The organism is Achromobacter sp. 413638, assembly GCF_043119405.1.
Lineage (GTDB): Bacteria > Pseudomonadota > Gammaproteobacteria > Burkholderiales > Burkholderiaceae_B > Achromobacter.
The window spans coordinates 45,998-60,263 of sequence record NZ_JBICCO010000012.1 but is presented as its reverse complement, the minus strand read 5'-3'; the positions used below and the strand labels follow the sequence as shown (position 1 = coordinate 60,263).

Here is a 14,266-nt window from a genome sequence, read left to right as displayed (position 1 = left end):
CGGCCCGTATAAGAAACAATGGAGATTCTTGATGCGTAAACTTTGCCTCGTGGCGGCCCTGGCGGCCATGATGTCCACCGGATTGGCGCAAGCCCAGTCCACCCTTCGTATCGGCCTGCAGGACGATCCCGATGTGCTCGACCCGGTGCGCGCGCGCACTTTCGTCGGCCGCATCGTCTTCGCGTCGCTGTGCGACAAGCTGGTCGACATCACCCCGGACCTGAAGATCGTGCCGCAGCTGGCGCAATCGTGGAGCACCAGCGACGACAACAAGACGCTGACCTTCAAGCTGCGCAAGGACGCGGTGTTCCATGACGGCGCGCCGGTGGACGCGGCCGCGGTCAAGGCCAATCTGGAACGCGCGCGCACGCTGCCCGACAGCAACCGCAAGAGCGAGCTGGCCACGGTCGCCAGCGTCGAGGCGCCGGATGCCGAGACCGTGGTGCTGCGCCTGTCCGAGCCCGATGCCTCGCTGCTGTCGCAGCTGTCCGACCGCGCCGGCATGATGATGTCGCCGGCCGCCTTCGACAAGGATCCCGGCGGCAAGCCGGTGTGCTCGGGTCCCTACCAGTTCAAGGAGCGGGTGCAGAACGATCGCATCGTGCTCGAGAAATTTCCCAAGTATTGGGACGCAGCCAGCTACCACTTCGATCGCCTGGTCTTCATCCCGATTCCCGACAACACGGTGCGCCTGAACAATCTGCGCGCCGGCGACCTGGACATCATCGAGCGCGTGGCGCCGAGCGACGCCAAGGCGGTCAAGGATGACGCCAGCCTGCGGCTGGCGCCGGTGACGGGCCTGGGCTTCCAGGCCATCTCGGTCAATCTGGCCAACGGCGCGCGCGCAGACAACCCGCTGGCCAAGGACAAGCGCGTGCGTCAGGCGCTGGACCTGGCCATCGACCGCGACGTGCTGAACCAGGTGATCGGCGAAGGCATGTTCCAGCCCGCCCACCAGCCGTTCCCGCCCGCCAGCTTCGCCTTCAACAAGGCGGTCGAACACACCGGGCGCGATCCCAAGAAAGCGCAGGCGCTGCTGAAGGAAGCCGGGCTGGATCGCGTCAGGTTCGAGATCACCTTCGGCAACAACACCACCATGCAGCAGGTGTTCGAGCTGATCCAGGCCATGGGCGCCGAGGCCGGCTTCGACATCACGCTGCGGCCGGTGGAGTTCGCCTCGTTGCAGTCGTCGCTGGCGCGCGGCGACTTCGTGGTCGGCCAGAGCGGCTGGTCGGGCCGAGTCGATCCCAGCGGCAACATCCACCAGTACCTGAGCTGCAAGGGCAACCTGAACGACGGCAAGTTCTGCGACCCCGCCGTCGACAAGCTGCTGAACGACGCCCGGGCCGAGGCCGATCCGGTCAAGCGCCGCGCCATGTACGACCAGGTGCTGGCCGTGCTGGAAGAGCAGCGCCCCATCATCTATCTCTTCTACCTGCCCTGGACCTTCGGCGTGCAGAAGAAGGTGGAAGGCTTCGTGCCCTATCCTGACGGGCTGATCCGCCTGAAGGGCGTGTCCGTCGCCGGCAAATAAGCGCAGCCGCCACGGCGGAACCCGGATCCGGGTTCCGCCTTTTTTCTTTCTTCGATGCCATCATGATGTTCACGACTCGTCCTGAAATCCTCGGCACCTTCGGTGTCGTGACCTCGACCCACTGGCTGGCCAGCGCCGCCGGCATGTCCCTGCTGGAGCGCGGCGGCAACGCCTTCGACGCCTGCGTCGCCAGCGCCTTCGTGCTGCAGGTGGTCGAGCCTCACCTGGTCGGCCCCGCCGGCGAGACGCCGGCCGTGTTCTATTCGGCCCGCACGGGCAAGGTTGAAGTGCTGTGCGGCCAGGGCTGCACGCCCGCCGGCGCCACGCTGGAACGCTACCGCGCCGAAGGCTTGTCGCTGATTCCCGGCAATGGCCTGCTGGCCACCGTGATCCCGGGCGCGTTCGACGCCTGGATGCTGTTGCTGCGCGACCATGGCACCATGCGATTGCGCGACGTGCTGGAGCCCGCCATCTACTACGCGGAGCACGGCCATGCGCTGATGCCGCGCATCTCCAACACCATCGCGGGGCTCAAGGATTTCTTCCAGACCCATTGGCCGTCCACCGCCGAGATCTACCTGCCCGGCGGCGCGGTGCCCGAGGCGCGCAAGCTGTTCCGCAATCCGGCGCTGGCGCGCACCTGGACGCGGCTGCTGACGGAAGCGGAAAGCGCGGGCGCGGACCGCGAGCGCCAGATCGAAGCCGCGCGCGACGTGTTCTACCGGGGCTTCGTGGCCGAGGCCATCGACGCCTTCGCCCGGGGCACCGAGGTCATGGACGAAAGCGGCGCGCGCCATCGCGGCGTGCTGACGGCGGACGACCTGGCCGGCTGGTCGGCCAGCTACGACGCGCCGGCCACGTACGACTATCACGGCTACACCGTGGCCAAGGCCGGCGCCTGGAGCCAGGGGCCGGTGTTCCTGCAGACGCTGGCGCTGCTCAAGGACATGGACCTGGCCGGCGCGGGCCCGGCCAGCGCCGAGTTCATCCACCGCGTCACCGAGGCGATGAAGCTGGCCTTCGCTGACCGCGAGGCCTATTACGGCGACCCTGCGTTCGTCGATGTGCCGCTGGAGCGCCTGCTGTCGGAGGACTACAACGCGGCGCGCCGACGGCTGATCGGCGAGCAGGCGTCGCATGAGCTGTCGCCCGGCCGCCTGGCGGGTTTCGAGGCCCAGGTGGACCGCGTGATGGATACCTTGCGGCGCCTGTCCAAGGTCACGGAACCGGGCGCGGCGCCGGCCGTCGTCGCGCCGGCGGGAGCGGCCGCGTCGGCGCGGCGCGGCGACACCACCCACGTGGACGTGATCGACCGCTGGGGCAACATGATCTCGGCCACGCCTTCGGGCGGCTGGTTCCAGTCCTCGCCCGTCATTCCCGCCCTGGGTTTCGGGCTGAACACGCGGGCGCAGATGTTCTGGCTGGAGGAAGGGCTGCCGGGCACGCTGGCGCCGGGCAAGCGGCCGCGCACCACGCTGACCCCGACGCTGGCGCTGCGCGACGGCGCGCCCTACATGGCCTTCGGCACGCCCGGCGGCGACCAGCAGGAGCAATGGCAACTGCTGTTCTTCCTGCGTCACGTCCATCACGGCCTGAATCTGCAGGAGTCCATCGACCTGCCCATGTCGCATACCTCGCATTTCCCCAGCTCGTTCTATCCGCGCGACCGCAAGCCCGGCCATCTGGCGGTCGAGGCCAGCATCGGCGCGGCGGTGATCGAACAGTTGCGCCAGCGCGGCCATGTCGTGGAAGAGGCGGCGGAATGGTCGGTGGGCCGCCTGACCGCGGCCTCGCGCGATCCGGACGGCCTGCTGCATGCGGCGGCCACGCCGCGCCTGATGCAGGCCTACGCCATCGGTCGCTGAGCGGAGGCGTCGTGGGTCGGCGCGCGCGGCGTGCTTGCCGCGCGTGTCGCCACGCACGCCCGGAGGCGGGTTGCGGTGGCTCACCGCCATACGCTATCTTTGCCGCATGACGCCTCCCCCAGAGAGCCCGACCGCAGGGGCTCAGTCCCTGACGGGACAAGAACCGCTGTTCATCGTCCTCAATACCGGCTCCGGACGCGGCGACGCGCAGGTCTTGCAAGAGACCATCCGCCGCGTGCTGGACGAAGCCGGCCGGCGGCATGAACTCATGCCGGTGGACGACCCGTCGCGCCTGGCCGACACGGCGCGCGCAGCAGTCCGGCGCGCCCGCGCCGAAAACGGCATCGTCGTGGGCGCGGGCGGCGACGGCACGCTCAACACGGTGGCCGCCGCGGTGTTGGGGCAGGGCGTGCCGTTCGGCATCCTGCCGCAGGGCACCTTCAATTATTTCGGCCGGCGCTACGGCATTTCCCAGGAAACCGAGGTCGCCCTGCGCGGGCTGCTGCGAGGGCAGGTCCGGCCGGTGCAGGTCGGGCTGCTCAATGACAGGCCGTTCCTGGTCAATGCCAGCCTGGGCCTGTACCCGCAGTTGCTCGAGGACCGCGAGGCCTTCAAGCAGAAGTTCGGCCGCAGCCGGCTGGTGGCATTGTGGTCCGGGCTGGTCACGCTGATGCGCGCGCCGCGCCAGCTGGGCCTGCAGCTCGAGCACGAAGGCCGCGTCCGCGATCTGCGCACGCCGACGCTGGTCGTGGGCAACAACAAGCTGCAACTCGAGCACGTGGGGATCCCGGCCGACGAGCTGGACCGGCAACGCCTGATCGCCATGGCGGCGCATCCGGTGGGCACGCTGGCCTTGTATGGGTTGTTGTTGCGCGGCCTGTTCAGCCGGCTGGGCGAGGCCGAACAGGTCGTCAATTTCGCATTCGACCGCCTGGTCGTGCGCATCCGCGGCCGTCGCCGCGTGAAGGTCGCGATGGACGGCGAGATCTCCTGGATGAACACTCCGCTGGAGTTCAAGGTGGCCGAGGACGCGTTGCCGCTGGTGACGCCTGGCGAGCAAGACTCCGACACCGTATCTACATGACCCGTATCCTGCATTTTTCCGACACGCATTTCGGCACCGAGCGCAAGGCCGTGGTCGAGGCCGCGCTGGACCTGGCCGCCGCCCAGGCGCCCGACCTGGTCGTGCTGAGCGGCGACATCACCCAGCGCGCGCGCCGGCGCCAGTTCGCCGCGGCGCGCGCCTTCATCGAGCGCCTGTCGCTGCCGGTGCTGGCGGTGCCCGGCAATCATGACATTCCCCTGTTCAATGTGTTTGCCCGCGCGCTCAATCCGTATGGCAACTACAAGCGGGCGCTGGGCGCGGTGCTTGAGCCCGTGTTCGAGAACCCCGGCCTGCTGGCCATCGGAGTGAACACCACCCGGCCGCGGCGTCGCAAGGACGGAGAAATCTCCGAGGCCCAGATCGCGCGCGTCGCGCAGCGGCTGCGGCAGGCCCGGCCCGGGCAACTGCGGGTGGTGGTGGCGCATCATCCGGTGCGGGCCAAGGTCGAGTCCGACGTGCACAACCTGCTGTTCGGGCGCGAGCGCGCGCTGGCGGCCTGGACCCAGGCCGGCGTGGACCTGATCCTGGGCGGCCATATCCATCTGCCCTACGTCATGCCCATCCTGGCGGACCGGCCGACGGCCGGCTGGGTGGCGCAGGCGGGCACCACGTGTTCCTGGCGCGTGCGGGGCAAGGTGCCCAATTCGGTGAACCTCATCGTCCGCGACGAGGTCGACGGGGTATCCGCATGCCATGTCGAGCGTTGGGACTACTCCGCCGGCACCCATGCTTTCGAGCCGGTAGACAAGACGCGGGTGGATCTGTAGCGTTTCGGGCAGGCGCGCCGGCCGTCCGCCGGCTTGCCGGGCCTGCCTGGCTCCAAGCCCGGGATTTCTTGTTTAGCCGTTTTCCGACATGATCGACGCCAGCGCGGCCTGGGCCGCCGAGCACGCCTTGCTGCTGTTCCTTCTGCTGCCTTGCCTGGCGGCGCTGCTCGCCCTGGGCGCGGCGCGCGCCTGGCTGGCGGTCGAGGCGCGCGGCCGCACTGTGCTGGGCGCGGGCGGCGCCGGACTGGCGTTGCTGGTCTTTCTGGCGCTGGCCGTGGCGGTGCGCCGGCCCGGCGCCGTGGTCGCGTTCGACGGCGCCCTGGCGAATGCCTTGGGCCGCGCCATGCCGGACGCCTTTCTCTGGCTGCTGTCCTGGTTCACGTTCCTGGGCGACCGCGACTTGCTGGCGCTGTCCTGCGTGCTGGCAGTGCTGTGGCTGCTGTGGCGCGGATACAAGGGGCTGGCCTTGTTCTGCGCCGCCGCGACCGGACTGGGCGGCGCGTTGAACTGGCTGCTCAAGCATGGTTTCCAACGCTTGCGGCCGGATTTCAACCATGACTACACCGCGGTCGTCGGCTGGAGTTTTCCCAGCGGCCATGCCTCGGCCGCGATGGCGGTCTACGGCACGGCCTGTTATCTGATCTGGAGATTGGCGCCGGCGCCCTGGCGCAGGCCCAGCCTGGCCCTGGCGGCGGCACTGGTGACCGCCATCGGCCTGAGCCGCGTCTTGCTGCAGGTGCATTTCGCGAGCGACGTGGCGGCCGGCTGGGCCATCAGCCTGGCCTGGATGATCCTGTGCGTGGGACTGGCCGAGGGCCTGCGCGCCTCAGGCCGCGACGCGGGCCAGCGCGTCCACTAGCCGCGCCTCGGCCGGACTCAGGCCCGCCTGGGCGAGCAGGGCCGGGCAGGCGTACCGGCCGCCCGCATTCCTGATTGCCTGCCCGAGGATGCGCGCGCGTCCCGCTTCCGGCGGTTCCAGGTCGACGATGAGCTTGCCGCGTACCGGGGCGGTCACTTCGCCGTCGCTGAAGCGTTCCAGCGTACGGTCGATCTCGCGCTCGCGCGGCAGCGCCAGCACCACGGTGTCGGATTCGGCCAGCGCCTCGCGAGCGGAGGTCGCCAGGGTGGCGGTGCCTCGGAACTCCTCGCAGCGCGACGGTTCGATGTCGTAGACCGTAAGCGCCAGATCGGGGTCGGCTTCGAGCAGCTGCCGGGCGGCGCGGGTGCCGGTCGATCCCAGGCCGACGATGCTGATGCGGGGGCTGTTCATGGTTTGGGCACCGACCAAGTGCTGACGATGTGCGCCAGCGGTTCATCGGAATGCTCGGAGGTCAGGATGACTTCGCCCGCCGACAGACGGCCGACCTTGAGCAGGCGGGCATCGGCCACGATGGCGCCGGCCGGACTCTTGCGCAGGAAATTGATGGTGAGGCTGGCGGTCACCGCATGGGCCTGCCCGGTCGCGCCAACCACGGCGGCGTACATCGCCAGGTCGGCCAGCCCCATCAGCATGGGGCCGGCGACGATGCCGCCCAATCGTTGGTGGGAGTCGCGAGCCGGCAGCACCGCGCGCGCGGTGCCGTAACCGATTTGCGTCATCTCTATGCCCAGCAGCAGGGAGAAGGGGTGCTGCTCGGTCAGCAGCGCATGGAAGTCAGCCAGGCTGATGCGCGGGGCGTCGGCGCGGGCGGGGGGAACGGCGAGGTCGGTCATCGTTGCTCCAGGACGAGGCAATATTGGTCCAGCAGCGCGTCGGCCTGCTGGCCCAGGGACTTCAGCCTGTGGGTGTGCAACAGCAGCAGCAGGCCCATCAGATAGGTGAAGGTGTTCATCTGCTCGGTCGCGATCGTCGCCGCGTCCCAGGGCTTGGTGCGGGCCAGCGCCTGTCCGAGCAGGTCGATGCTGTCCCGCAGCCGGCCGTTGAGCTGCTCGTCCATTTCGCGCCCCAGCCCGCGCGGCCCCGGGCCGCGGAACAGGTACAGGCCCAGCGAGAAGTCGGTGGGCCGGTCTGCGTAATAGCCGAAGAAGGCGCGGATAGCGTCGCGCGCGGCCGAGCCGGGGAGGCTGCGTGCCGCGGTGTCGATCAGGTGCGCATGCAGCCGTTGCAGCGATTCATCCAGCAAGGCGCCATAGATCGCCTCCTTGCCGGCGAACCACGGATAGACCGCGCCGGTGGTGCAGCCCGCCTCGCTGGCGATGGCGCGGATGGTGGTTTTTTCCAGACCGTCGCGCTCGAACACCCGCTGGGCGGCGTCCATGATCAGTTGGCGACGCAGCGCGTTCAACTGTTCATTACGGTCGGGGCGCGCTGGCGCGGCGGGCGGGGTGCTCATGATTGGCTTTCGAAGTCGGATTTGTGCATCAAATGATATCGACGATTTTTATAGATAACAACGTTATTTGGCTGAGGTATTGAAGGCATAAGGAAAGCGAGTATGGGACGGTGGCCATCAAGGCGATAAAGTCCGCTGTATCGGTCCTCAGGACCCATGCGGGAGACGCGCCGGCACCCGAAAGCGCTCCGAAAGAACGCCTCGGCGACCCCCGTGAATATCGGGGCCAGGGCTGAAGGTCGCATGAATACGTGCTCGTCCTGGCGATCAAGGGTTAGCCCTAGCAGCTGCGCCATCGCCTTGTTGTGATGTTGCAAGATCCCAACAAGCCTGTCGCAAACCTGCACTTTTCTGGCCTTCACCATAGCCAGTCCCCCCGATTTTTGATGCAATAGCACCAACTTCCCTTCGCGGAGTTAGGGGGGCGGCAGGCTGGTTTGCTGGATTGCTGCTCTTGTCACTCAAATCAACGGAGATTTCTTAAATGAAAAAGACTCTGCTCGCTGCCGCCCTGCTCGCCGGTTTCGCCGGTGTCGCCCAGGCAGAAACGTCTGTCACCCTGTACGGCATCATCGATACGGGTATCGGCTACAACAAGATCAGCGGTGCCAAGGACAGCAATCCGTACGGCATTCAGAACGGCAGCAAGGTCGGCATGATCAACGGCGTGCAGAACGGTTCGCGCTGGGGTCTGCGTGGTTCGGAAGATCTGGGTGACGGCCTGCGCGCTGTTTTCCAACTGGAATCGGGCTTTGATTCGGGCAACGGCAAGTCGGGCCAAAGCTCGCGTCTGTTCGGCCGCCAAGCCACCATCGGTCTGGCCAGCGACAGCTGGGGTCAACTGGACTTCGGTCGTCAAACCAACATCGCCTCGAAGTACTTCGGCTCGATCGATCCGTTCGGCGCTGGTTTCGGCCAAGCCAACATCGGTACCGCCTTCAGCGCTGCCAACACGCAACGCTACGACAACATGGTGATGTACCAAACCCCGTCGTTCAGCGGCTTCCAGTTCGGCCTGGGCTACTCGTTCAACGCCGATGACAACAAGACGTCCGAAACCGGCTTCCGCACCGCCGACAATACCCGCGCCATCACCACCGGCCTGCGTTACGTCAACGGCCCGCTGAACGTCGCGTTCTCGTACGACCAACTGAACCGTTCGAACGCCGGCAAGACCGACGACACCGATACGACCGCGCGCCAGTACATCCTGGGTGGTTCGTACGACTTCGAAGTGGTCAAGCTGGCTCTGGCTGTCAGCCGCACGCAAAACGGCTGGTTCGCTGGCCCGGGCGTGAACGGCAACTCGGTTCTGAGCAAGGTTGCTTCGGACGAGTTCACCAACACCTTCCGCAAGGACTTCAAGGCCAACTCGTACCTGGTCGGTCTGTCGGCTCCGATCGGTGGCGCCAGCAACGTGTTCGGTTCGTGGCAAATGGTTGACCCCAAGGGTGACTACGCCAAGGATCGTGACCTGAAGAAGATGCACGTCTTCTCGCTGGGCTACACCTACGACCTGTCCAAGCGTACCAACCTGTACGCCTACGGTTCGTACTCGAAGAACTACGCCCTGGTCGAAGACCTGAAGTCGACCGCCGTCGGCGTGGGCCTGCGTCACCGCTTCTAATCCTAAGCAGGGCGCAAGTCCTGCCTGGATTTAAGGCTCACGAACGGGCTTCGGTCCGTTCGTGTAAAACCACCCTTCGGGGTGGTTTTTTTATGCGAGCCGGTACTCGCAAACATTGATTGCGAAGCGTTTTCGCTGGGGTGAGAGCAATGTGGTGTATCCTGCGATTTCACTCGTGAAAACTGCGATTGTTCCAAATAAGGAATGCAGTCTTTCACCCGCTGTTCAGGCTACAGAGTTCAGCCAGAAGTAACCGCGCGAATGCTACAATCCTAAGGTTTGCGCATTTGACGGACGCCTGAATGAACCTGCAACAGTATTTTCCCGTCCTGCTGTTTATCGGAGTGGCCACCCTTATCGGGTTTGCGCTTCTGACGGCCGGCTCCCTGCTCGGCCCGCGCCGGCCTTACGCTGAAAAGCTCTCCCCCTACGAGTGCGGCTTCGAAGCCTTCGAAGACGCGCGCATGAAGTTCGACGTGCGCTATTACCTCGTGGCGATTCTGTTCATCCTCTTCGACCTGGAAATCGCGTTCCTGTTCCCGTGGGCCATCGCCCAGGGCACGGTCGGAATCGTCGGCTTCTGGACGGTCATGGTTTTCCTCGCCGTGTTGACCGTCGGCTTCATCTACGAATGGAAAAAGGGCGCGCTGGACTGGGAATAATTTCCGGGCACGCTATCAGAGACGAATATGGCTATAGACGGCATTCTCAAGCAAGGGTTCATCACCACCAGCGCCGACAAGTTCCTGAACTGGGCGAAAACTGGCTCGATGTGGCCCATGACATTCGGCCTGGCCTGTTGCGCGGTCGAAATGATGCACGCGGGCGCGGCCCGCTACGACCTGGACCAGTTCGGCATCATCTTCCGCCCCAGCCCGCGCCAGTCCGATCTGATGATCGTGGCCGGCACGCTGTGCAACAAGATGGGCCCGGCGCTGCGCAAGGTCTACGACCAGATGCCCGAGCCCCGCTGGGTGGTGTCGATGGGCTCCTGTGCCAATGGCGGCGGTTACTACCATTACTCGTATTCGGTGGTCCGCGGCTGCGACCGCATCGTACCGGTAGACGTCTACGTGCCGGGCTGCCCGCCCACGGCCGAGGCGCTGGTGTACGGCTTGCTGCAGATGCAGAACAAGATCCGTCTGACCAACACGATTGCGCGCTGAGCTTTCGCACAGGGCGGCAGGCCTAGCCGCCAGCCCCGCGAAGCAGCGTAACGGTTCACCTAAGCGTACAAGATGATGACCAGGCTCGAAACCCTGAAGACCAATTTGCAGACCACCCTCGGCGCGGATATCGCGCTGACCGAGGCGCTGGGCGAGCTGACGCTCGAAGTGCCTGCGGAACAATGGTTCTCCGTCTGCACCAAGCTGCGCACCGAAGCCGGCCTGCGCTTTGAAACCTGTGTCGACCTCTGTGGCGTCGACTACCTGACCTGGGGCAACGGCACGCGCCAGCTGCCCGAGGAAACCAACGCCCGCGTCCACCGCTCGCGCTTCGCCGTGGTGGTGCACCTGCTGTCGATCGAGCACAACTGGCGCCTGCGCGTGCGCACCTGGGCGTCCGATGACGAGTTCCCGATGGTCGCCTCGCTGATGGAATGCTGGCCCGGCGTGGGCTGGTTCGAGCGCGAGGCGTTCGACCTGTACGGCATCGTCTTCGAAGGCCATCCCGACCTGCGCCGCATCCTCACCGACTACGGCTTCATCGGCCACCCGTTCCGCAAGGACTTCCCGCTGTCGGGCACCGTCGAAATGCGCTACGACCCCGAACAGCGCCGCGTCATCTACCAGCCGGTCACGATCGATCCGCGCGAAATCACGCCGCGCGTGGTCCGCGAAGACAACTACGGCTTGGGGCATTAAGTCATGGCAGAAATCAAGAACTACACGCTCAACTTCGGCCCGCAGCACCCGGCTGCGCACGGCGTGCTGCGCCTGGTGCTGGAACTGGACGGCGAAGTCATCCAGCGCGCCGACCCGCACATCGGCCTGCTGCACCGCGCGACCGAAAAGCTGGCCGAGCACAAGACCTACATCCAGGCGCTGCCCTACATGGATCGCCTGGACTACGTGTCCATGATGTGCAACGAACACGCCTACGTCATGGCCATCGAGAAGCTGCTGGGCGTGGAAGCGCCGCTGCGCGCCCAGTACATCCGCGTGATGTTCGACGAAATCACGCGTCTGCTGAATCACCTGATGTCGCTGGGTTCGCACGCGCTGGACGTGGGCGCCATGGCGGTGTTCCTGTACGCCTTCCGTGAACGCGAAGACCTGATGGACTGCTACGAAGCGGTCTCGGGCGCGCGCATGCACGCGGCCTACTACCGTCCGGGCGGCGTCTATCGCGACCTGCCGGATTCGATGCCGCAGTACGGTGACACCAGCAAGTACCGTGGCGACAAGGAAGTGCGCGCCATGAACGATGCGCGCTCCGGTTCGCTGCTGGACTTCATCGAGGACTTCACCAACCGCTTCCCCGGTTGCGTCGACGAGTACGAAACCCTGCTCACCGACAACCGCATCTGGAAGCAGCGCCTGGTGGGCATCGGCGTGGTCGATCCCGATCGCGCCAAGGCGCTGGGCTTCACCGGCCCGATGCTGCGTGGTTCCGGCGTGGCCTGGGACCTGCGCAAGACGCAGCCCTACGAAGTCTACGATCTGCTCGATTTCGACATCCCCGTGGGCGTGAACGGCGACTGCTACGACCGCTACCTGGTCCGCGTGGCCGAAATGCGCCAGAGCAACCGCATCATCCGCCAGTGCGTGGAATGGCTGCGCAACAACCCGGGCCCGGTCATGATCGAGAATCACAAGATCGCCCCGCCCAAGCGCACCGCCATGAAGACCAACATGGAAGAGCTGATCCATCACTTCAAGCTCTTCACCGAAGGCTTCCACGTGCCGCCCGGCGAGTCCTACGCCTCGGTCGAGCACCCGAAGGGCGAGTTCGGCATCTATCTGGTGTCCGACGGCGCCAACAAACCGTACCGCCTGAAGATTCGCGCGCCCGGCTTCGCCCATCTGCAGTCGCTGGATGAAATGTCGCGCGGTCATATGATCGCCGACGCCGTCACCATCATCGGTACGCAGGACATCGTTTTCGGCGAGATCGACCGCTGATCCGCCCAGAGACCGTCACGAGCACGACCGCATAACCCGGATTCAAACTATGCTGCTTTCCGAACAGGCCTACCAGAAAATCGACCGAGAACTCGCGAAGTTCCCGGCCGACCAGCGGCAGTCCGCCATCATGGCCTCGCTTGCCATCGCGCAAGAAGAAAAGGGCTGGTTGGCGACCGACATCATCGAGGATGTGGCCAACTACATCGGCGTTCCGCCCATCGCGGTCCAGGAAGTCGCCACTTTCTACAACATGTTCGACGTCAAGCCCGTCGGCAAGAACAAGATCTCGGTCTGCACGAACTTGCCCTGTGCCTTGCGCGACGGCGAACGCGTCGGCGATTACCTCAAGCGCAAGCTGGGCGTCGACTGGAAGGAAACCACCGCCGACGGCCAGTTCACGCTGGTGGAAGGCGAGTGCATGGGCGCCTGCGGCGATTCCCCCGTGCTGCTGGTCAACAACAAGCACATGTGCGTGCGCATGACGGAAGAAAAGCTGGACGCGCTGGTCGCGGCCCTGAAGGCGCAAGGAGAGTCGGCATGAACGCGCCCGACATCTACAAGCAGTTCTCGCAAGGTCTGGATCCCAATCCGCTGAACGACCTGGCCAATTCCATGTGCCTGCACGGCCGGCACATCAAGCCGCAGATCATGGCCGACGTCGACGGCGCCAACTGGCGCCTGGCCGACTACGTCAAACGTGGCGGCTACGAAGCCCTGAAGAAGATCCTGACCACCGGCATGAAGCCGGAGGACGTGATCGCCGAGGTCAAGGCCTCGGGCCTGCGCGGCCGTGGCGGCGCGGGCTTCCCGACCGGCCTGAAGTGGAGCTTCATGCCGCGCGCGTTCCCCGGCCAGAAGTACCTCGTCTGCAACTCCGACGAAGGCGAGCCGGGCACGTTCAAGGACCGCGACATCCTGCGCTTCAACCCGCACATCGTGATCGAGGGCATGGCCATCGCCGCCTACGCGATGGGCATCAGCGTGGGCTACAACTACATCCACGGCGAAATCTTCGAGGTCTACCAACGCTTCGAAGAGGCGCTGGAAGAGGCGCGCGCCGCCGGCTTCCTGGGCGACAAGATCCTGGGCTCGGAATTCAACTTCCAGCTGCACGCGTTCCATGGCTACGGCGCCTACATCTGCGGCGAAGAAACCGCGCTGCTCGAATCGCTGGAAGGCAAGAAGGGCCAGCCGCGCTTCAAGCCGCCGTTCCCGGCCAGCTTCGGCCTGTACGGCAAGCCCACCACCATCAACAACACCGAGACCTTCGCGGCGGTGCCCTGGATCATCCGCAACGGCGGCCAGGCCTACCTCGAGGTCGGCAAGCCCAACAACGGCGGCACCAAGCTGTTCTCGATCTCCGGCGACGTCGAGCGTCCCGGCAACTACGAGATCCCGCTGGGCACCCCGTTCTCGACGTTGCTCGAGCTGGCCGGCGGCATGCGCGGCGGCAAGAAGCTCAAGGCCGTGATCCCCGGCGGTTCCAGCGCTCCGGTGCTGCCCGCCGACATCATGATGGACACCACCATGGACTACGACGCCATCGCCAAGGCGGGCTCCATGCTGGGTTCGGGCGCCGTGATCGTCATGGACGAGACGCGCTGCATGGTCAAGTCGCTCATGCGCCTGTCGTATTTCTATTTCGAGGAAAGCTGCGGCCAGTGCACGCCGTGCCGTGAAGGCACCGGCTGGCTGTACCGCATGGTGCACCGCATTGAGACCGGCCACGGCCGTCCGGAAGATCTGGACATGCTGGACAACGTGGCGGGCAACATCATGGGCCGCACCATCTGCGCCCTGGGCGACGCCGCGGCCATGCCCGTGCGTGGCTTCCTCAAGCATTTTCGCGACGAATTCGCGCACCACATCGAGCACAAGTCTTGTGTGGTCCCGCAATATCTGTAGGT

At 65.7% G+C, this 14,266-nt stretch carries 15 protein-coding genes; 12 read left to right on the top strand and 3 right to left on the bottom strand.

Annotated features, from left to right (window positions below; all coding sequences use genetic code 11):
- Window positions 1-31: 31 nt before the first annotated feature.
- The 5 genes from ACEU5R_RS07465 (at window position 32) to ACEU5R_RS07445 (ending at window position 6,130) form a co-directional block, all read left to right on the top strand.
- The gene (locus tag ACEU5R_RS07465) at window positions 32-1,534 is read left to right on the top strand and encodes an ABC transporter substrate-binding protein (RefSeq protein ID WP_392409681.1); all 1,503 of its coding nucleotides are present in this window, start codon (window positions 32-34) and stop codon (window positions 1,532-1,534) included.
- A gap of 65 nt (window positions 1,535-1,599) precedes the next feature.
- Window positions 1,600-3,399, top strand: a complete 1,800-nt coding sequence (locus tag ACEU5R_RS07460) for a gamma-glutamyltransferase family protein (protein ID WP_392409713.1) — start codon at window positions 1,600-1,602, stop codon at window positions 3,397-3,399.
- 106 nt (window positions 3,400-3,505) lie between these two features.
- Window positions 3,506-4,483, top strand: coding sequence for a diacylglycerol kinase family protein (locus ACEU5R_RS07455; RefSeq protein ID WP_103273052.1), 978 nt, complete (start codon window positions 3,506-3,508; stop codon window positions 4,481-4,483).
- Entirely contained in the window at window positions 4,480-5,271 is a 792-nt protein-coding gene (locus ACEU5R_RS07450; RefSeq protein ID WP_392409680.1) for a metallophosphoesterase family protein, read from the top strand. Before ACEU5R_RS07455 ends, ACEU5R_RS07450 begins: the two co-directional genes overlap by 4 nt.
- Window positions 5,272-5,359: 88 nt before the next feature.
- A complete protein-coding gene (locus ACEU5R_RS07445; protein WP_392409679.1) occupies window positions 5,360-6,130 on the top strand; it encodes a phosphatase PAP2 family protein in 771 nt (256 codons plus the stop codon).
- Here the strand turns inward: ACEU5R_RS07445 and ACEU5R_RS07440 are convergent.
- From ACEU5R_RS07440 to ACEU5R_RS07430, 3 genes are read right to left on the bottom strand one after another with little or no spacing between them, the layout of a single operon-like run.
- Window positions 6,098-6,541 (bottom strand): NAD(P)-binding domain-containing protein, encoded by a 444-nt coding sequence (locus ACEU5R_RS07440; RefSeq protein WP_103273055.1) that lies wholly within the window; start codon window positions 6,539-6,541, stop codon window positions 6,098-6,100. The two genes, ACEU5R_RS07445 and ACEU5R_RS07440, sit on opposite strands and share 33 nt — an antisense overlap.
- Window positions 6,538-6,984 carry a PaaI family thioesterase gene (locus tag ACEU5R_RS07435; protein WP_103273056.1) on the bottom strand — a complete coding sequence of 149 codons (447 nt, stop codon included), beginning with the start codon at window positions 6,982-6,984 and terminating at the stop codon, window positions 6,538-6,540. Before ACEU5R_RS07435 ends, ACEU5R_RS07440 begins: the two co-directional genes overlap by 4 nt.
- Entirely contained in the window at window positions 6,981-7,604 is a 624-nt protein-coding gene (locus ACEU5R_RS07430; protein WP_103273057.1) for a TetR/AcrR family transcriptional regulator, read from the bottom strand. The genes ACEU5R_RS07435 and ACEU5R_RS07430 overlap by 4 nt, the downstream gene beginning before the upstream one ends.
- Before the next feature lie 484 nt (window positions 7,605-8,088).
- Here ACEU5R_RS07430 and ACEU5R_RS07425 point away from each other — a divergent pair, with 484 nt between their 5' ends.
- The 7 genes from ACEU5R_RS07425 (at window position 8,089) to nuoF (ending at window position 14,264) form a co-directional block, all read left to right on the top strand.
- A complete protein-coding gene (locus tag ACEU5R_RS07425; protein WP_392409678.1) occupies window positions 8,089-9,231 on the top strand; it encodes a porin in 1,143 nt (380 codons plus the stop codon).
- A 302-nt stretch (window positions 9,232-9,533) separates the two neighbouring features.
- The gene (locus ACEU5R_RS07420) at window positions 9,534-9,893 is read left to right on the top strand and encodes an NADH-quinone oxidoreductase subunit A (protein WP_212313950.1); all 360 of its coding nucleotides are present in this window, start codon (window positions 9,534-9,536) and stop codon (window positions 9,891-9,893) included.
- A gap of 27 nt (window positions 9,894-9,920) precedes the next feature.
- Window positions 9,921-10,397, top strand: coding sequence for an NADH-quinone oxidoreductase subunit B family protein (locus tag ACEU5R_RS07415; RefSeq protein WP_003813941.1), 477 nt, complete (start codon window positions 9,921-9,923; stop codon window positions 10,395-10,397).
- A gap of 72 nt (window positions 10,398-10,469) precedes the next feature.
- A complete protein-coding gene (locus ACEU5R_RS07410) occupies window positions 10,470-11,096 on the top strand; it encodes an NADH-quinone oxidoreductase subunit C (RefSeq protein ID WP_103273060.1) in 627 nt (208 codons plus the stop codon).
- A gap of 3 nt (window positions 11,097-11,099) precedes the next feature.
- Window positions 11,100-12,356: an NADH-quinone oxidoreductase subunit D gene (locus tag ACEU5R_RS07405; RefSeq protein ID WP_103273061.1), complete on the top strand. Its 1,257-nt coding sequence runs from the start codon at window positions 11,100-11,102 to the stop codon at window positions 12,354-12,356.
- A 49-nt stretch (window positions 12,357-12,405) separates the two neighbouring features.
- Window positions 12,406-12,900 (top strand): NADH-quinone oxidoreductase subunit NuoE, encoded by a 495-nt coding sequence (nuoE, locus tag ACEU5R_RS07400; protein ID WP_103273062.1) that lies wholly within the window; start codon window positions 12,406-12,408, stop codon window positions 12,898-12,900.
- Window positions 12,897-14,264: an NADH-quinone oxidoreductase subunit NuoF gene (nuoF, locus tag ACEU5R_RS07395; RefSeq protein WP_392409674.1), complete on the top strand. Its 1,368-nt coding sequence runs from the start codon at window positions 12,897-12,899 to the stop codon at window positions 14,262-14,264. The genes nuoE and nuoF overlap by 4 nt, the downstream gene beginning before the upstream one ends.
- The last annotated feature ends 2 nt before the right edge of the window (window positions 14,265-14,266 follow it).